We start from the raw sequence: 17,158 nt of genomic DNA on the forward strand, positions 1-17,158 counted from the left end.
TCCTTTGCACAAAACCCACAATTACACTTGTGGGTTTTATTCTTATGAGACTCTTTGTAATAAAAAAGCACGCTTAAATCTTAAATAGGACAAATTTATCCTAATACATGACAAATATCATATAATTTTTATAGTGACCTATCTAAATTTGCTTAAAATTAAATCTAAAACAATGAAGAAATCACTAAAAATTTTAACAATGATCGCTATTGCAACTCTTTTTAGTTGCGGAGGTGGTGACAGAAAGAAAGAAGCAGAAACAGGTTATGGTAAAAAAGCACCTGTAAAAAAAGAGGCAGCTTCAGAACGTATAGAACTCTCTAACAAAGGAGTTGGCCCAATTAAATCTGTAACATTAGAAACAGAGGTTAACCAAGACATGGCCGCACATGGTAAAGAAGTGTATGCAAAAATGTGTACTGCTTGCCATAAGGCAGACAAAAAATTTATTGGCCCTGCACCAACAGGAATTTTAAAAAGAAGAACTCCAGAATGGGTAATGAATATGATTCTTAATCCAGAACAAATGGTTAAAGAGGATCCATTAGCTAAAGATTTATTGTTAGAATTTAATGGAGCACCTATGGCAAACCAACACCTAACGGAAGAAGAAGCTAGAGCCGTATTAGAATATTTTAGAACCTTAAAATAAAATATATGAAACTAACCAAACACTTGTTTATTGTCCTTGCAGTGGCTACCCTTTTTAGCTCATGCAAGGACGCGAACAAAGATGATTCAACCACATCATCAGAATTAAAAACAGAAACAGAATCTACAGAACGAACTGGCCAAGCCTTTATTGAAGATGACGGCAGTACAACTGTTTTAAGTATTGCTATTGGCTCTAAAGACCACACTACTTTAGTTGCCGCAGTACAGGCAGCTCAATTAGAAAATGCTTTGGTAAACGCAGGGCCTTTAATGGTTTTTGCACCAACAAATGAAGCCTTTGCAGCCTTACCTGAAGGAACAGTAGAAAATTTACTAAAACCAGAAAACAAAGATGCTTTAGCTAATATCCTAAAGTATCATGTGACTCCTGGCAACTATTCTAAAGACTTTTTAAAGAAATTTAAAAAACTAGGTCAAGCTAATAATGGCTATGTAAAAGTAGAAGTAGTAGATGGAGAACCAATGATTGGAGGAGCTAAAATATTGGCTAGCATAAAAGCTGGTAACGGAATTGTCCATGTTATAGACAAAGTTTTATTGCCACCAACTGAATAATTAATAACTAACTAAATATTTAAACAAAATGAAAAATATATTAACATCAAGTATTGCAATGCTCGTTATCCTTTTAGGATTTACAGGTTGTAATAATGGCAACCAATCTGGCGGTAAATCTGGAGCGTTGTCTAACAATATTGCAGAAAAAGTATATGTAGCACCAGGAGAATACGATTCTCATTACGCATTCATTTCTGGCGGATATAGTGGTAACATTACTGTTTACGGATTACCATCTGGTAGAATGTTTAAAGAAATCCCTGTTTTCTCTCAATTTGCAACGTCTGGTTATGGTTATTCTGAAGAAACAAAACCAATGTTAAACACGTCTCACGGATTTGTACCTTGGGGAGATTCTCACCATCCAGATATTTCTCAATCAAAAGGAGAGTTAGATGGTCGTTGGGTTTTTATAAATGAAAACAACACACCTCGTATAGCAAGAATTAGTCTTACCACATTTGAAACTGAAGAAATTATTGAAGTTCCAAATAGTGCTGGTAACCACAGTTCTTCATTTGTAACAGAAAACACAGAATATGTAGTTGCAGGAACACGATTTTCAGTGCCAATTCCGCAACGTGATATGCCAATTAAAGATTACAAAGGAAACTTTCAAGGTGCCTTATCTTTTATTAGTGTAGCACCAGAAACTGGTAACATGGATATTAAATTCCAGGTATTAATGCCAGGTTTTAACTACGATTTATCACATCCAGGACGTGGAAAATCTCACGGTTGGTTCTTCTTTACAACATATAATACTGAAGAAGCTAGTACATTATTAGAAGTTAACGCTTCACAAAATGATAAAGATTTTATAGCAGCTGTAAACTGGAAAAAAATTGAAGAGTACGTTAATAATGGTGGTGGAAAAATGATGCCAGCTAATTACGCGCACAATCTTTATGATGAGCATACTCATACAGCAACTTCTACTATGAAAAAAGAAGTACGTGTTGTTAACCCTATTGATGTTCCTGGAGCTGTTTATTTTATTCCAACACCAAAATCACCGCATGGTTGTGATGTAGATCCTTCTGGAGAATACATTGTAGGTAATGGAAAACTTTCTGCAAACTTAACAGTGCATTCATTTACAAAAATGTTAGATGCTATTGAAAAAGAGAAATTTGCAGGTGAAGCTTACGGCATTCCAATTTTAAACTTCGAAGATGTTTTAGCAGGTGTTGTAGAGCAACCAGGATTAGGACCTTTACATACTGAATTTGATGGCCAAGGAAATGCTTATACGACCTTCTTTATTTCTTCTGAAGTTGTAAAATGGAAAATAGGAACATGGGAAGTTATCGATAGAAAACCTACATATTACTCTGTTGGTCACTTAACAATTCCTGGAGGAAACTCTAGAAAACCACAAGGTAAATACATGTTTGCAATGAATAAAATAACAAAAGACCGTTATTTACCAACAGGTCCAGAAATGGAACATAGTGCACAATTGTATGATATCTCTGGAGATAAAATGGAATTACTTTTAGATTTCCCTACACATGGAGAACCTCATTACGCTGCTGCAATGGAAGCAAGTCTTATTAAAGAGCAATCTCAAAAAATCTATAAGTTAGCAGATAACAAGCATCCATATGCTGCAAAATCTGATGCTGATACTAAAGTGGTAAGAGACGGAAATGAAGTACATATTTATATGACAACTATTAGAAGTCACTTCTCACCAGATAATATTGAAGGAGTTAAAGTAGGAGACAAAGTGTATTTCCACGTTACTAATTTAGAGCAAGATTTTGATGTACCTCATGGATTTGCTGTACTTGGTCAAAACAATTCAGAATTATTGATAATGCCAGGACAAACAAAATCATCTGTTTGGGAACCTAAACAAGTTGGTGTTTGGCCATTCTATTGTACAGATTTCTGCTCTGCATTGCACCAAGAGATGCAAGGTTATATCAGAGTTTCTGCTGCAGATTCAGATGTACCAATTAAATGGTCTCTAGGAGAAGATATTGAGTAAATTAATTTGAAGAATTAGAGAAATTTTGTTTTAGTGTTTATTTCTCTAATTAAGGCGAGAGTTGAGTTTTCGCTCTCGCCTTTCTTTTTTAAAACACTTTATTCTGTTTACGCAGAAACCTCACTGAAAAGAATATTAAATATTACACATCATGAAAAAGGCTAGCATTATAATGATAATTGGTTCATTACTGTTATTAGGACTTTTTAAATTCCCTTTATGGAACATTATGCTTGGAGCACCTCAATATCCTGACCCTTTAGGAATGAACATTCATATTGATGGTATAAAAGGTGTATCTGAATTTGATTTACAAAACATTGACGGTTTAAATCATTACATTGGAATGAAAACCATTCCAAAAGCGGAAGAAATGTGGGAATTCTCAGTATTTCCTAAAGTAATATTAGGTATGGCTTTATTAGGTGTAATTATTGGCTTATTGGGATATCTTAACAAAGTAAGTTATAAATATTTCTTAGGTTGGTTTGTTTTAATGTCTGTTTTAGGCATTTTAGGCATGTACGATTTTAATAATTGGTTAGCAGATTACGGTGGCAATTTAGACCCACACGCCATCATAAAAGTAACTAATCCAGATGGTACACCAATGTCATACAAACCACCATTAATTGGGTTTAAAAAACTATTAAATTTTGATGTTACTTCTTTACCACATACAGGAGGTTACTTAATGTTTATAGGTATGTCTTTAACACTTGTTGCTTTTTGGCTAGGCCGAAAAATGAGTTTGAAGAAAACAACATCCTAATTTTCCATTTTCAAAACACTAAAAAAATGAAAACACTAAAACACTATTCAGCTCTTATATTACTTCTAATTTTTTCAAATTGTAATGTATCACCAAAACCCATAGAATATGGAAGCGATGGTTGTCACTTTTGTAAAATGACCATTGTAGATAAAGTACATGCTACCGAATTTATTACCAAAAAAGGCAAAGTTTATAAATTTGATGCCACAGAATGTATGGTTAATTATTTTGATGAATTTGACACGTCAGAAATAGAATTATACCTCACTAACTATTTCTCTAAACCCGAAGCTTTTACGGACGCTACTAAAGCGACATATTTAATAAGTAAAAATCTTCCGAGTCCAATGGGAGCATTTTTAACAGCTTTTGAAAATAAATCTGAAGCAGAAAAAGTACAAACAGAAAAAGGCGGAAAACTATACTCTTGGCCAGAATTACTAGCACACTTAAAAGCCTAGTAACATGAAAAGTATAACAGTTTTTTTTATAGCTATTTTTATAGCTAACACAACTATTGCCCAAACTATTGAGGTTTGTAACACTTGTCCTGTTTCAACTTTAAAAGAGGCTATAATACAATCAAAAGATTTTGATACCATAATAGTTAAAAAAGGCACTTACAAAGAACATGCTATTTTAGTGGACAAACCGCTAACAATTATTGGTGAAAATTACCCTGTCATTGATGGTGAAAAAAAAGGTGAGATTATTACCATAAAAGCAGATAATGTTACCGTAGATGGCTTATTTATCATAAACGTTGGCACAAGTTACACTGAAGATTATGCCGCAATTAGAGTTAAAAATAGCAAGAATTTTGTTATTCAAAATTTAGTCTTAGAAAAATTATTCTTTGGTATTTATATCGAAAAATCAAGAGATGGAAAAGTATATCATAACAAAATAATTGGAGATGCTGTAGAAGAATATAATTCTGGTAATGGCATACAATTATGGTACAGTAAAAATGTAGAAATTGAACATAATTATGTAGAACATGTTAGAGATGGAATTTATTTAGAGTTCTCTGACGACTGCCTAATTAAAAACAATATTAGTACGCTAAATGTGCGTTACGGCTTACATTTTATGTTTTCTAATGATGATATTTATCAAGATAATACGTTTGAAAACAATGGTGCTGGAGTAGCGGTTATGTTTTCTAAACGCATAAAAATGTATAACAATCTTTTTAAAGAAAATTGGGGAACAGCTTCCTACGGAATGCTATTAAAAGAGATTAATGATGCAGAAATTATAGGCAATATTTTTGAAGACAACACCATTGGCATTAACATAGAAGGCTCTAACCGAATTACCTATAAACATAATAATTTTTCTAATAATGGTTGGGCAATTAAAGTAAAAGGTGCTTGTTATACAAATGAATTTATTGAGAATAATTTTCTATACAACTCTTTTGATATTGCTTACAATAGCAATGTTAACGACAATATTTTTGATAGAAATTACTGGAGCAATTATACAGGTTACGATTTAGACAAAAATGGCATTGGAGATGTTCCCTACAGACCTGTAAAGCTCTTTTCTTATATCGTTAATCGTACGCCAGAAACCATCATTTTACTGCGAAGTATGTTTATAGATATCATCGATTTTTCCGAAAAAGTATCACCTGTTTTTACACCAGATGATTTACTAGACAACAACCCACAAATAAAAAAACTAACATGGTAACTATAGAGAATCTACATAAAAAATTCGGTAAAAACCAAGTGTTAAGTGGTGTTGACCTCAACATAAGCGAAGGCGGAATTTTCGCTGTACTTGGCCCAAATGGCTCAGGTAAAACCACGTTGATAAAATCAGTTTTGGGTATGGTAATTCCAGATAAAGGAAACATCACTGTACTTGGCGAAAACATTAAAAAGAATTCCGAATACAGACATAAAATCGACTATTTACCACAAATAGCCAACTTTCCGAGTAACCTACGTGTTAAAGAATTAATCAAAATGATTAAAGATTTACGCAAACAAACCAATGAAGATGAGCGTCTAATTGAACTTTTTAGACTCGAACCCTTTTTAGACAAAAAATTAGGTAACCTCTCAGGTGGAACTAAGCAAAAAGTGAATCTCGTTTTAACTTTTATGTTTGATAGTCCGTTAATTATTTTAGACGAACCAACCACAGGTTTAGACCCAATTTCACTGATTAGATTAAAAGATTTAATTAAAGCTGAAAAAGCCAAAGGAAAAACAGTGCTTATTACCTCACACATTATGAGTTTTGTTGAAGAAATTTCAGATGAAATTGTATTTATTCTAGAAGGTAAAATTTACTTTAAAGGCTCTATTCAAAAATTAAAAACCAAGACCAATCAACCCGATTTCGAACATGCGATTGCGTCTATATTAACCGATAACCATGCTTAAGATATTAAAATATAGTTTTTACGACCTTATGCGTAGTCGCTGGAGTTACGTGTATTTTGCTTTTTATTTATTATTAGGTGTTGTGTTATTATTTTTAAACAACGACCTTTCAAAAGCAGTCATTACTTTAATGAACGTCATCATTGTTTTAGTACCATTAATAGGCACCATTTTTGGTGTGATGTACTATTATAATTCACAAGAATTTACTGAGCTACTATTAGCACAACCCATTAAACGTTCTTCTATATTCTTAGGGCAATATTTAGGTGTTGCACTATCATTATCTATGAGTTTAATTTTAGGATTAGGCATACCATTTGTATTTTATGGTTTATTTGAAAGCAGTGCTATTTGGGATTTTTCACTACTACTAATTACCGGTACATTTTTAACCTTAATTTTTACCGCTTTAGCGTTCAACATTGCATTGTCTAACGAGAACAAAATTAAAGGGTTTGGTTATGCCATCTTACTTTGGTTGTTCTTGGCCGTTATTTATGATGGACTCTTTTTAATGACCTTAATTTTATTTGAAGATTATCCGCTAGATAAAGTATCACTTATTGGCACTATGCTAAATCCAATAGATTTATCGCGAACACTTATCCTTTTAAAACTGGATATTTCTGCATTATTAGGATACACAGGTGCGGTTTTCAAACAATTTTTCGGAACAAGTTTCGGTTTAATTGTATCTTTTGTAATGCTCACCATTTGGATTGTTATGCCTGTTTTACGCATCATATTTAAATCAAAGAAAAAAGATTTTTAATTATGAAACGAATAGTATCAAATTCAGTCATTATTATAATGATGTTGTTAAGTTGTTATTCTTGCAAAAACAACACAACAGAACCTCAAGCCATTCAACTTGAAGGTTTAACACTTAATAATAACGAAAAGTGGGTCGCTAATGAAGAAACTCATATTGGTATGAAACGTATTGATTCTATTTTAAAAAATAATACTTCAACACGTGGAAAAGTATTAGGCGATATACTTTCAAAACAAACAAGTTACATCATTAAAAGTTGCGATATGGAAGGCGAAGCACACGACCAGCTTCATGTGGTGCTCGTCCCTATTCTAGAAGAAATCACAGATATAAAAGACGTAGAAAACGCTTCAGAATTAGAGCAAAAAGTAAATCACTTAAAAAACTTAACAGCCACCTATTTCGAATATTTTAAGATTAACTGACAAAAATCATCTAATTAAAGACAAAATTATCCGAATTTAGCAATATGATATTAAAGGTTACATATAGAGTCACTGCCTTGTTTTTAACATTCGTTTTATTAGCGAATAATATTAACAATGTGGTTATTGTAACCGATTTTATGATGAACCAAGATTTTATTGCTAAAACGCTTTGTGTTCAAAAAAACAATCAAAAAGGCTGTAATGGTAAATGTCATTTAGCCAAACAATTAGTACAACATAACACAGATTCAAGTTCAGATGCACCAATACCATCAAGCGACAGAACGCGCTTAGACGTTTATGTTATTTATGAAACTACAAACCATACCAACTCAAATTTAATTCAATTAGCAAGGTTTCAAAATAACACACATTACAGAATAAAACAACCAGTTTCTGGGTATTATGATATCCATACACCACCACCAGATTTAAGTTAATTTTTTTGAAGCTCTACTCAGAGCGAACTTCTGTTTTTTGAAACCAAATCGGCTTCAAACAGGATACTTACAATTAAAAATAACTTAAACACTTTAAAATGAAACTTAAATATTTATTACCAATCGCATTTATTGCGCTATTCTTTTCATGTTCAACAGACAACGATGATGATGCCATAGTTAATGAAACTGAAGGCCTAGAACTTATTCAAACTATTATTAACAACAACCAAACCATAGAACTTTACAACGAAAAAGGTATGTTTGAAACTGGCTATAATTTAGTTAGTCTTAGAATTAAAGACAACACCACAGATAGCTATATTGAAGATGCTACACTTTCTTGGATGCCAATGATGCAAATGCCAACAATGGAACATTCTTGTCCTAAATCTACAATTTCAAAAGCTTTAGGAAAAGATACCGTTTATGAAGGTTTTATCATATACCAAATGACTAATACAGATGCTTCTGGTTGGTCACTAACAATAAATTATACTATTGATGGCACTGATTATTCGGTAACAGAAACGATATCTGTATTTCAATATGAAAACCAAAACACAGCGAGTTTTATGGGAAGTGATGACACCAATTATATCTTGGCGCTCATTGAACCAAAAGACCCAAGTATTGCTGTAAACGAAATGAAAGTTGGCCTATTTAAAATGGAAAACATGATGACGTTTCCAGTTGTAGAAGACTATACCATAGCTTTAGACCCACGTATGCCAGGCATGGGAAATCATACGTCACCTAACAATACAGATTTAACTTATAATAATGCAGATAATTTCTATTATGCAGATTTATCATTAACAATGACTGGTTATTGGAAACTAAACCTAAAATTAATGAACGCTAATGATGATGTTTTAAAAGGCGAAGACGTTACCGATGAAAACGAAGCGAGTAGCTTGTATTTAGAACTGGAATTTTAATTTATTCCTTACTGTCATTAAGAATGAGGCACGAAGTGAAGAATCTCAACTTTAATAGTGGTTGTGATTCTTCAGTTTCGCCTCTAACTTCTAAGACACATTTTTGCCAATTCATTTAAAACACTAAAATTTTTAGCCATGAAAATGCTAATAACAGTCATTCTATGTCTGCTATTGTCTTCTTTGGGATTTGCCCAAGACAACAATAAAGAGACTAAAAAAGACACTACAAAATTAGAAGAAGTCCTCGTACTTTCAAGACGTAAATTAAGCAATCACAGACAAGAAAAAACACTGTCTAGCATTGATGACTATCTTGAAAAATCTAATAAAGTAACCATGATAAAACGTGGTAATTACGCTTGGGAACCAACCATTAACAACATGACAAGTGAGCGTTTGGTGGTTACTATTGATGGTATGCAAATTTTTGGTGCTTGTACTGATAAAATGGACCCAATAACCTCTTACGTTGATGTTTCTAATCTCGAAAAAGTTACCATTGGTTCTGGTCAAGAAGGCACAGAAAACGGACATTCAATTGGTGGTGGCATTGATTTAAAATTACCATCCTCTAAATTTAATGGCTCTGGTTTTAAATCTGGATTAGACCTAGGTTATGAAACCAACGGCAACTATAAAGCAACTGGATTAGATTTAGAATACACAGGCAATAAATTCTTTATTAGCGCAGATGGTATTTATAGAAAATCTGATAATTATGATGCTGGTAACAACGAAGAAATCTTGTATTCTCAGTTCGAAAAGTATAACATCTCATTAAAATCTGGGTATAAGTTTTCGGAAACTCAAAGCATAGATGCCAACGTTATTTATGATAAAGCTACAGATGTAGGTTATCCTGCTTTACCAATGGATGTTTCTTTAGCTGAAGCTTTAATTGCATCTCTAACGCACTATTACAAACCTGAAGATAAAGCCTTAAAATCATTAGAAACCAAATTGTATTTTAATACCATAACGCATATTATGGACGATACAAAGCGACCTGTTGTTGCTATAAGAATGGACATGCCAGGTTGGAGTGATACTTATGGTTTTTATAGCAAGGCTGATGTTGTAAAAAATAAACATCATTTTACATTCAACTTTAATGGATTCTATAATAAGTCACTTGCAGAAATGACCATGTTTTCTAATAATCCAAGTGAGCCAGATATGTTTATGTACACTTGGCCAGACATTAGAACGTTATATTCTGGTATTTTCATTAAAGATGACTTTCATTTTAGTGCACATGAAACCCTTGCTTCTTCTCTACGATTAGGTTATCACAATAACAAAATAGCAAAAGAAGTTGGTGTACAAAGTCTAGAGATATTTCATGATAATGTAGACGAACAAAACAATAGATTTCTAGTGAGTTTAGCATCTACATATCAACTTAAAAAGGACAATTACAATCTATCTGTTGGTTTAGGTTATGGCGAACGCGCACCTTCCGTTAGTGAAGGTTATGGCTTTTTCTTATTCAACAGTTTTGATAATTACGATTACATCGGCAATCCAAATTTAAAAGATGAAAAAGCATTAGAAGCGAACCTTAGTTTTAAACAAAAATTCAACGATTTTGAAATTGGTTTAGAATCATCCTACTTCCATATTATGGATTATATTATCGGTGAGATTGCGCCAGACGTAAGCTCAATGACTATTGGTGCAAATGGTGTGCGTGTTTATACCGCATTAGACCATGCATCAATTTTTAATACGTATGTAAATAGTAGTTATAAAATATCGGAACGTTTTGCAATCAACGGAACGGTTGGTTACAATTACGGAAAAGGAAATGATGGTGAAAATTTACCACTCATAAAACCATTTTCTTACTTTGCTGAATTCAATTACAATACACCTAAATTTAATGCTGCATTGCAATTAGATGGTAACGGAAACCAAAGTAATTATAGTAGTAAGTATGGTGAAAATGAAACTGCTGATTATGCGATACTCAATCTTAACTTAGGAAACGTTTTCCATAATAAACTCGGAAAAACAGTATTAAAATATGGTATTGAAAACATATTAGATGCTAAATATTCTACTTATGCAGATTGGAATAACTTCCCTAGACAAGGACGTAATTTTTATGTGAATTTGTCCTTTGTGTTTCCATAAATATTGAGTAAAATAAAACCTATTCCTAAAGGCAGAAAAACACTAAACAGAAACAGTAGCAGATAATAATTAGGAAGAATCCCTATTCCATAGAAAAACATAATTCCTTGAATTAAGAGCAATATTTCGGTTAAAAGAAAACCCAAAACAAAGCTATAAATACCAATAGTTAAGCTTTTAGAATTGGTTACCAAGTCACTTTTTAAAATAAAAGCAAATAGAAACCCTGAAATCACGCCAAGCATTAATAAATGAATAAATCCAATAACGAAATTGCGATGTTCATATACAACTTCCGAAAACGCAGGAAAAATAGAAAGCGATTGGAATAGTACTTTTAAGACAAAACAAACAAGCGCAAACATGAACATAGGCCTCATAAGCTTATGTGCATTAGTCATCAAAACCTCTAATTTAGGTTTTATAAGTTGAATAAATTTATAAAGCATTACCACTTGAAGCATTATGCCTAAACCATTAATAAATAGTAACGATTGATGTGGCGCAAACCATTGAATGGGTAATGCAAAGGTTAATACCGTCGAGACTATTAATAATGTGAAAAAGTGTCTGAATTGTTTAGAGTCTTCCACCTTTAAAAAATGAAAAAATACAGCAATAACAGCTATTAAAAACCATCCATTAAACTGAAAATGCAGAAAGAACTGAATCGCAATTTGGTAAAACGCAGAAGCTTGCCCAAGTGTTGCAACTGCAGGACCTAAACACCAAACACCTATCGTAGAAACCACCATAAAAATGAGTGACGTTTTTAGTAGCTTCCTACTCACTAAAGAATTTACTTTTTGATGCTTAAAAATAAGATAAACAAAATAGTAACTACAAAAAATATGCAGTGTAGAAAATGAAATGGAAATAATAGCATAACCTTGAAACGGAAAACTGAGCATCATACCAACCACAGCAAATTCGGTTATCCAAAATAATCGATTGAAAATTTTAGGTTTCTCTGGAATAAAATAGTGTACAAAAAGCGTAAACAACATTAAATAAACCCAACCCAACATGGCAACATGAGAATGTGCATGGGTAAGAAATCTATAATTTAAACCGATAGATTCTAAAAATGAAAAGCGCAATGCCAAACCCATTACCGCAGCAATTAGAAAATTAATTAAACATATAACTACTAACTTTTTTGGCATCGTTTTAATTTACAAATTAGAAATTTAAGGATTAAAAAGAAGAAAATCCCAGAATGCTTAGGGAAAACATCTCAGGATTTTTTTCAAAAGTAGAAACTAATTAGGGTCTGCTATTAACCAAATTGTTGTTCTAATTTTATAGCTTCAGGAAACAATATATTGTTTTCTAAATGTATGTGTAAATGCAAATCTTTTTCAAATTCCTCTAGCATTGCATACGTTACTTTGTAGGTATTACAAGCGTCTACTGGTGGATTGTAATTATCCGTCAATTCTGCAATTTCTCTAAAGCGTTCGCCTTCTATATCATGTTCGTGCTTCATCATTTCAATTGGGTTTTCAACAGTCCCGAATTGTGGTGATTTTATAGCACTATTGGTAAGCTTTGCATTTACCATGTTTTTAATAAAAGGAAATAAAATAAGTTCTTCTTTTTTAAGATGCGCTGCTAATTCGCCTGCTGAAGCTGTAAATAGTTCATTGATTTTAAATAACTCAGGATGACGCTCACCATGCACTTTACATAATTTATTTAAAAACTGAAGCAATACAGGAATTTTCTCTTCCACATATCTATGGTGTTTCTTTTCAACATACTCAGCCAACAAATCTAATGGCCAAGATTTATAATCGATACTTTCACCACCTTTAGCATCTAAAACTTGGTTTAATTCATCTAATAACATATTGCTATCAATGCCTTTTTTGTCGCAAGCCTCTTCTACTGTTCTGTTACCATTGCAACAAAAATCAATTTTATATTTAGAAAAAATAGCTGCTGTTCTAAAATCGTCTGCAACATACTGTCCTATTTCTTTTTGTGTATTTTCTTGAAGTGTTTCCATATTATAGTTTTATTTCGGATAGATTTATCCTATTTGTATTCAAATTTTTTTAAATTTTTAAAAATGATTTACCTACTTTAATATCTATAGCAAGTTGTTCTAAAGTTGTATTCTCTAACATGTCTCTCAATTCCTCTCTAACCACTTTAAATTTATCGTGTACAGGACAAGGATGTTCTTCACTACAAATATCCAATCCTAAACCACAACCTTTATAAATACCATCACCATCAATAGCATAAACAATTTGCGCTAATTTAGTTGTAGCAATTTTATCCTTTTCTATTTCAAAACCACCATGAGCACCTCTTACCGATTTTATAACGTGATTCCTTACTAAGGCTTGTAAAATTTTGGCTGTGAATGCTTGTGGTGAATCTATCTCTTCTGAGATTTCTTTTGGGCTAACTCTATTGTTTTCAGAAGAATTTACAGCAATAAAAATTGCCGCTTTAATTCCATATTCACAAGCTTTAGAAAACATATTATTGAGACTAATATTAAACTACAAAAATACTAAATATCCCCATACAAGACAATTCTATCCTATATAATTTTAATTAAGAATATTTTGCTTTAAACCACACCTTTTGCCATTCGCGTTGAAGCAATAAAAAAGTTACTTCTTCAGATAATTTTAAAGCATCGCTACCATCTAAACTTCTAATTTTTGCTTCGGAAACATCTACGATATAAAGTAAATTGAGATAATCTGAAAATTTAGAACTTATGAGGTTAAAAACGGTTTCTTGTAACACAAATTTTAAACTCGTTGGCAACGTTTCTTCGTCAAATTCTAAGTCAATATTTGCATACAACAAATCTTTATTAAGCTGAACAATAAGTTTTTTGTACAAGCTTAAACTTTCGGCTTCAACAATTAAATCTTCAAAATTAGAGGGTAAACTCATTAAACACGTCTGGTCATTAATTGTTCACCAAATACTCTAAGTAATTGTTTTTTGTCTTCAGGTATATTTAAACCTTCTAAAACTTTAAAGGCTTTATTGGTATACGCTTTTACAGCATCTTGTGTTGCTTTGGCTGCACCAGAATCAGTGAATAATTCCTTTACACTTTCTACCTTATTATCATTTGAAAGCTCTGAGTTAGACATCAATTTTGTTAAATTAGACTGCGCTTCTTTAGAACCCAACTCTAAAGTCTTTAAAACCAAATATGTCTTTTTATTTTCAATAATATCACCTCCTACTTGCTTACCAAAGGTTTCAGGATTTCCAAAAGCATCTAAATAATCGTCTTGTAACTGAAAAGCGATACCTAAAAGGCGTCCAAATTCGTATATAGAATTTTGGTCTTCAAGAGAAGCTTTAGCAACAATGGCTCCCATTTTCATTGCAGCACCAACCAAAACGGCTGTTTTGTACTCAATCATTTTTAAATACTCAATAATGGTAACATCATCTCTAGTTTCAAAATCTATATCATATTGTTGCCCTTCACAAACTTCTAAAGCCGTTTTACTAAAAAGTTTAGCTAAAGCCTGAAATGTTTGAGCTTCGTAATTTTCAAATAGCTGATATGCCATAATAAGCATCGCATCGCCTGAAAGGATACCTGTATTAAGATTCCATTTTTCGTGCACAGTTTCTTCGCCTCTACGTAAAGGTGCATCGTCCATAATATCATCATGCACCAAAGAGAAATTATGAAACACCTCAATAGATAAGGCAGCATCCATAGCCGTTTGAGCTTTTACTCCAAAAACCTCAGCCGTCATTAAAGTTAAAACTGGACGTAACCTTTTTCCGCCTAACTCTAATATATAGTTGATAGGATTGTATAAATTTTTTGGCTCTTTGTGTACTGTAAATCCTTCTAAATGCTTTAGAAACGACTTTTGATATTGTTCAATATGTTGCATGAGACAAAAATAATGTTTTAAACATATTTGAAGCTAATGTTGGCTGTGTTAAAAAATCATTAAAACTTTGGAAACTTTTTAGGTTTTTAAAGTTTCCTGTTGTAAGTTTGCGCCATAATTAAATGATATTCTGCTTTCGCGGAACACTGAGATGAAAGAAAAAATAATATTTAAATCTACGGACCTGTTCTTAAACTTAGGATTTAAGAGCGTTACGATGGATGATATTGCTAATGAAATGGGGATTTCTAAAAAAACCATTTATCAGCATTTTCAGAATAAAACAAAATTAGTAGAAGCGACGGCTTTGCATGTTTTCGAAAATATTTCTTGTGGCATTGATAACATTTGCGCACTAAATAAAAACCCAATTGAAGAGGTTTATGAAATTAAAAGATTTGTAATGCACAATCTTAAAGATGAAAAATCGTCTCCACAATACCAACTTCAAAAGTATTATCCTAAAATTTATGTCTCTGTAAAAGGCAAACAATTTCAAAAAATGTTGGGTTGCGTAACACAAAATTTAGAACGTGGTGTAGCTCAAGGTCTCTATAGAGATTCTATAGAAATAGATTTTGTAGCGCGACTTTATTTTAATGGCATGGTATCTTTAAAAGATCAAAACATTTTTCCTCGCGAAAATTTCTCCATGGTGACATTAATGAATAATTATTTAGAATACCACTTAAGAGGCATTTGCTCCACAAAAGGCTTAGAAAAACTAACACAATTAAATACCAATCAAATATAAGTAATGAAAAAAACACTCATAATAGTCGTAGGTTTCATTTGTTTTCAAATGGGGTTTTCGCAAGACCAACCCAAAAGTCTTTCGCTTCAAGAAGCCATTGACTTTGCCTTGGAAAATAGTAGAACTGCCATTAATGCAGCTCGAGATATTAATGCTGCAGAAAAACAGAAATGGGAAACTACAGCAAGTGGTTTGCCTCAAATAAGTGCTAGTGTAGATTACCAAAACTACTTAAAACAACCAGTTACTCTTTTACCTGCTTCTATTCTTTCGCAAGAAGAAAGAGATAACTTAGGCTTAGGCATTGATGATCAATTTCCCGCAACATTTGGGACTAAACATAGTATGACTGCCTTTGCAACCTTAAGTCAAAAAATATTCGACGGCTCTTATTTAGTAGGATTACAATCTGCTAAAGTGTATTTAGAGATTTCTAAAAACGCAAAGGTAAAAACAGACCTTGAAATTAGAAAAGCGGTTATTGAAGCTTACGGAAATGTGCTTTTAGCAGAAGAAAGCATCAATATTTTTGAGCGTAACATTGAGGTGCTTGAAAAAAACCTTTTTGAAACTCAAAAAATTTATGAAAACGGATTAGGAGAAGAAGAAAGTGTAGAACAACTTCAAATTACTTTATCTGGTGTAAAAAGTAATCTTAATAATGTTGAAAGACTAAAAACATTAGCCTACCAAATGCTAAACATCAACTTAGGATTAGATATTTATGATGAGTTGACGTTAACTGACAATCTAGAAACACTAACAGACCAAAATATCTCTTTGTCAATTCTTGAAGTAGAAAACAATCCAGAAAGCACCATAGATTACTTAATTGCACAAAATGATACTAAAGCAAAAGAGCTTTTAGTTAAACTAGAAAAAAGTAAAGCTTTACCAACACTTAATGCTTTTATTAATGGAGGTTATTCTGGTTATGGTGACGAGTTTGCTTTTACTCAGAAAAGTCAAGATTGGTTTGGCTCATCATTATTTGGTGTAAGCCTAGATATTCCAATTTTTAGTTCTGGTATGAGAAATGCCTCTACACAGCGTGCTAAAATCAATCTAGAAAAAGCTAAAACAGATTTAACAGAAACAGAACAACGAATAAAACTTCAAATAGCATCTGCTAAAAGCGATTATCAATTCGCCATTGAAGATTACCAAAACAAGAAAGAAAACTTAGCATTGGCAGAACGTATTGAAACTAAAAACCAAACCAAATTTTTTGAAGGTATCGGAACTAGTTTTGAGCTTCGTCAAGCACAAACCCAATTATATTCTGCACAGCAAGAGTTGCTTCAAGCTATGCTAGATGTTATCAATAGTAAAGCAACTTTAGAAACCTCATTAAACACCATATCATTAAACTAACC

The 17,158-nt window shown here is 32.4% G+C and carries 19 protein-coding genes; 14 read left to right on the forward strand and 5 right to left on the reverse strand.

Annotated features, from left to right (window positions below):
• Positions 1–172 precede the first annotated feature (172 nt).
• The 12 genes from ACJJVO_RS10805 (at position 173) to ACJJVO_RS10860 (ending at position 11,132) form a co-directional block, all read left to right on the forward strand.
• Complete coding sequence (locus tag ACJJVO_RS10805; RefSeq protein WP_405573899.1) at positions 173–652, forward strand: c-type cytochrome; 480 nt, start codon at positions 173–175, stop codon at positions 650–652.
• A 5-nt stretch (positions 653–657) separates the two neighbouring features.
• On the forward strand, positions 658–1,230 hold the full coding sequence (locus ACJJVO_RS10810) for a fasciclin domain-containing protein (RefSeq protein ID WP_179339245.1): 573 nt from the start codon (positions 658–660) through the stop codon (positions 1,228–1,230).
• A gap of 28 nt (positions 1,231–1,258) precedes the next feature.
• On the forward strand, positions 1,259–3,229 hold the full coding sequence (nosZ, locus tag ACJJVO_RS10815; RefSeq protein ID WP_405573903.1) for a Sec-dependent nitrous-oxide reductase: 1,971 nt from the start codon (positions 1,259–1,261) through the stop codon (positions 3,227–3,229).
• A 151-nt stretch (positions 3,230–3,380) separates the two neighbouring features.
• Positions 3,381–4,001 (forward strand): hypothetical protein, encoded by a 621-nt coding sequence (locus ACJJVO_RS10820; protein ID WP_405573906.1) that lies wholly within the window; start codon positions 3,381–3,383, stop codon positions 3,999–4,001.
• 26 nt (positions 4,002–4,027) lie between these two features.
• Positions 4,028–4,465, forward strand: coding sequence for a nitrous oxide reductase accessory protein NosL (locus tag ACJJVO_RS10825; protein ID WP_405573909.1), 438 nt, complete (start codon positions 4,028–4,030; stop codon positions 4,463–4,465).
• A gap of 4 nt (positions 4,466–4,469) precedes the next feature.
• Positions 4,470–5,705 carry a nitrous oxide reductase family maturation protein NosD gene (locus ACJJVO_RS10830; RefSeq protein WP_405573912.1) on the forward strand — a complete coding sequence of 412 codons (1,236 nt, stop codon included), beginning with the start codon at positions 4,470–4,472 and terminating at the stop codon, positions 5,703–5,705.
• Positions 5,699–6,406, forward strand: coding sequence for an ABC transporter ATP-binding protein (locus tag ACJJVO_RS10835; protein WP_405573915.1), 708 nt, complete (start codon positions 5,699–5,701; stop codon positions 6,404–6,406). Before ACJJVO_RS10830 ends, ACJJVO_RS10835 begins: the two co-directional genes overlap by 7 nt.
• Positions 6,399–7,181: an ABC transporter permease gene (locus ACJJVO_RS10840; RefSeq protein ID WP_179374767.1), complete on the forward strand. Its 783-nt coding sequence runs from the start codon at positions 6,399–6,401 to the stop codon at positions 7,179–7,181. The genes ACJJVO_RS10835 and ACJJVO_RS10840 overlap by 8 nt, the downstream gene beginning before the upstream one ends.
• A gap of 2 nt (positions 7,182–7,183) precedes the next feature.
• Positions 7,184–7,609 carry a hypothetical protein gene (locus tag ACJJVO_RS10845; protein WP_405573919.1) on the forward strand — a complete coding sequence of 142 codons (426 nt, stop codon included), beginning with the start codon at positions 7,184–7,186 and terminating at the stop codon, positions 7,607–7,609.
• A gap of 44 nt (positions 7,610–7,653) precedes the next feature.
• Positions 7,654–8,052, forward strand: a complete 399-nt coding sequence (locus ACJJVO_RS10850; RefSeq protein WP_405573921.1) for a hypothetical protein — start codon at positions 7,654–7,656, stop codon at positions 8,050–8,052.
• A 98-nt stretch (positions 8,053–8,150) separates the two neighbouring features.
• On the forward strand, positions 8,151–8,993 hold the full coding sequence (locus ACJJVO_RS10855; protein WP_405573924.1) for a hypothetical protein: 843 nt from the start codon (positions 8,151–8,153) through the stop codon (positions 8,991–8,993).
• A gap of 138 nt (positions 8,994–9,131) precedes the next feature.
• Positions 9,132–11,132, forward strand: a complete 2,001-nt coding sequence (locus tag ACJJVO_RS10860; protein WP_405573926.1) for a TonB-dependent receptor plug domain-containing protein — start codon at positions 9,132–9,134, stop codon at positions 11,130–11,132.
• Here the strand turns inward: ACJJVO_RS10860 and ACJJVO_RS10865 are convergent.
• The 5 genes from ACJJVO_RS10865 to ACJJVO_RS10885 all read right to left on the reverse strand — a co-directional run bounded on the left by ACJJVO_RS10865 (position 11,102) and on the right by ACJJVO_RS10885 (position 15,028).
• Positions 11,102–12,298, reverse strand: a complete 1,197-nt coding sequence (locus tag ACJJVO_RS10865) for a hypothetical protein (RefSeq protein WP_405573929.1) — start codon at positions 12,296–12,298, stop codon at positions 11,102–11,104. The two genes, ACJJVO_RS10860 and ACJJVO_RS10865, sit on opposite strands and share 31 nt — an antisense overlap.
• 113 nt (positions 12,299–12,411) lie before the next feature.
• Positions 12,412–13,143, reverse strand: coding sequence for an iron-sulfur cluster repair di-iron protein (gene ric / locus ACJJVO_RS10870; RefSeq protein ID WP_405573932.1), 732 nt, complete (start codon positions 13,141–13,143; stop codon positions 12,412–12,414).
• A 49-nt stretch (positions 13,144–13,192) separates the two neighbouring features.
• Positions 13,193–13,627 carry an RrF2 family transcriptional regulator gene (locus tag ACJJVO_RS10875; RefSeq protein ID WP_405573935.1) on the reverse strand — a complete coding sequence of 145 codons (435 nt, stop codon included), beginning with the start codon at positions 13,625–13,627 and terminating at the stop codon, positions 13,193–13,195.
• Between the two features lie 76 nt (positions 13,628–13,703).
• The gene (locus ACJJVO_RS10880; RefSeq protein ID WP_405573937.1) at positions 13,704–14,054 is read right to left on the reverse strand and encodes a hypothetical protein; all 351 of its coding nucleotides are present in this window, start codon (positions 14,052–14,054) and stop codon (positions 13,704–13,706) included.
• Entirely contained in the window at positions 14,054–15,028 is a 975-nt protein-coding gene (locus ACJJVO_RS10885; protein ID WP_405573939.1) for a polyprenyl synthetase family protein, read from the reverse strand. The genes ACJJVO_RS10880 and ACJJVO_RS10885 overlap by 1 nt, the downstream gene beginning before the upstream one ends.
• Before the next feature lie 151 nt (positions 15,029–15,179).
• Between ACJJVO_RS10885 and ACJJVO_RS10890 the strand changes: the two genes are divergently transcribed.
• Both ACJJVO_RS10890 and ACJJVO_RS10895 read left to right on the forward strand, forming a co-directional pair.
• Positions 15,180–15,782, forward strand: coding sequence for a TetR/AcrR family transcriptional regulator (locus tag ACJJVO_RS10890; protein WP_405573941.1), 603 nt, complete (start codon positions 15,180–15,182; stop codon positions 15,780–15,782).
• A gap of 3 nt (positions 15,783–15,785) precedes the next feature.
• A complete protein-coding gene (locus ACJJVO_RS10895; RefSeq protein WP_405573943.1) occupies positions 15,786–17,156 on the forward strand; it encodes a TolC family protein in 1,371 nt (456 codons plus the stop codon).
• Positions 17,157–17,158: the final 2 nt, after the last annotated feature.

The organism is Winogradskyella sp. Asnod2-B02-A (genome assembly GCF_045063645.1).
In the GTDB taxonomy this organism is placed as follows: domain Bacteria; phylum Bacteroidota; class Bacteroidia; order Flavobacteriales; family Flavobacteriaceae; genus Winogradskyella.

What these genes read in the sequence shown, in the direction of transcription:
- ACJJVO_RS10805 (WP_405573899.1), top strand. Translation starts at nt 173, where the DNA reads ATGAAGAAATCACTAAAAATTTTAACAATGATCGCTATTGCAACTCTT.
- ACJJVO_RS10810 (WP_179339245.1), top strand. Translation starts at nt 658, where the DNA reads ATGAAACTAACCAAACACTTGTTTATTGTCCTTGCAGTGGCTACCCTT.
- nosZ (WP_405573903.1), top strand. Translation starts at nt 1,259, where the DNA reads ATGAAAAATATATTAACATCAAGTATTGCAATGCTCGTTATCCTTTTA.
- ACJJVO_RS10820 (WP_405573906.1), top strand. Translation starts at nt 3,381, where the DNA reads ATGAAAAAGGCTAGCATTATAATGATAATTGGTTCATTACTGTTATTA.
- ACJJVO_RS10825 (WP_405573909.1), top strand. Translation starts at nt 4,028, where the DNA reads ATGAAAACACTAAAACACTATTCAGCTCTTATATTACTTCTAATTTTT.
- ACJJVO_RS10830 (WP_405573912.1), top strand. Translation starts at nt 4,470, where the DNA reads ATGAAAAGTATAACAGTTTTTTTTATAGCTATTTTTATAGCTAACACA.
- ACJJVO_RS10835 (WP_405573915.1), top strand. Translation starts at nt 5,699, where the DNA reads ATGGTAACTATAGAGAATCTACATAAAAAATTCGGTAAAAACCAAGTG.
- ACJJVO_RS10840 (WP_179374767.1), top strand. Translation starts at nt 6,399, where the DNA reads ATGCTTAAGATATTAAAATATAGTTTTTACGACCTTATGCGTAGTCGC.
- ACJJVO_RS10845 (WP_405573919.1), top strand. Translation starts at nt 7,184, where the DNA reads ATGAAACGAATAGTATCAAATTCAGTCATTATTATAATGATGTTGTTA.
- ACJJVO_RS10850 (WP_405573921.1), top strand. Translation starts at nt 7,654, where the DNA reads ATGATATTAAAGGTTACATATAGAGTCACTGCCTTGTTTTTAACATTC.
- ACJJVO_RS10855 (WP_405573924.1), top strand. Translation starts at nt 8,151, where the DNA reads ATGAAACTTAAATATTTATTACCAATCGCATTTATTGCGCTATTCTTT.
- ACJJVO_RS10860 (WP_405573926.1), top strand. Translation starts at nt 9,132, where the DNA reads ATGAAAATGCTAATAACAGTCATTCTATGTCTGCTATTGTCTTCTTTG.
- ACJJVO_RS10865 (WP_405573929.1), bottom strand. Translation starts at nt 12,298, where the DNA reads ATGCCAAAAAAGTTAGTAGTTATATGTTTAATTAATTTTCTAATTGCT.
- ric (WP_405573932.1), bottom strand. Translation starts at nt 13,143, where the DNA reads ATGGAAACACTTCAAGAAAATACACAAAAAGAAATAGGACAGTATGTT.
- ACJJVO_RS10875 (WP_405573935.1), bottom strand. Translation starts at nt 13,627, where the DNA reads ATGTTTTCTAAAGCTTGTGAATATGGAATTAAAGCGGCAATTTTTATT.
- ACJJVO_RS10880 (WP_405573937.1), bottom strand. Translation starts at nt 14,054, where the DNA reads ATGAGTTTACCCTCTAATTTTGAAGATTTAATTGTTGAAGCCGAAAGT.
- ACJJVO_RS10885 (WP_405573939.1), bottom strand. Translation starts at nt 15,028, where the DNA reads ATGCAACATATTGAACAATATCAAAAGTCGTTTCTAAAGCATTTAGAA.
- ACJJVO_RS10890 (WP_405573941.1), top strand. Translation starts at nt 15,180, where the DNA reads ATGAAAGAAAAAATAATATTTAAATCTACGGACCTGTTCTTAAACTTA.
- ACJJVO_RS10895 (WP_405573943.1), top strand. Translation starts at nt 15,786, where the DNA reads ATGAAAAAAACACTCATAATAGTCGTAGGTTTCATTTGTTTTCAAATG.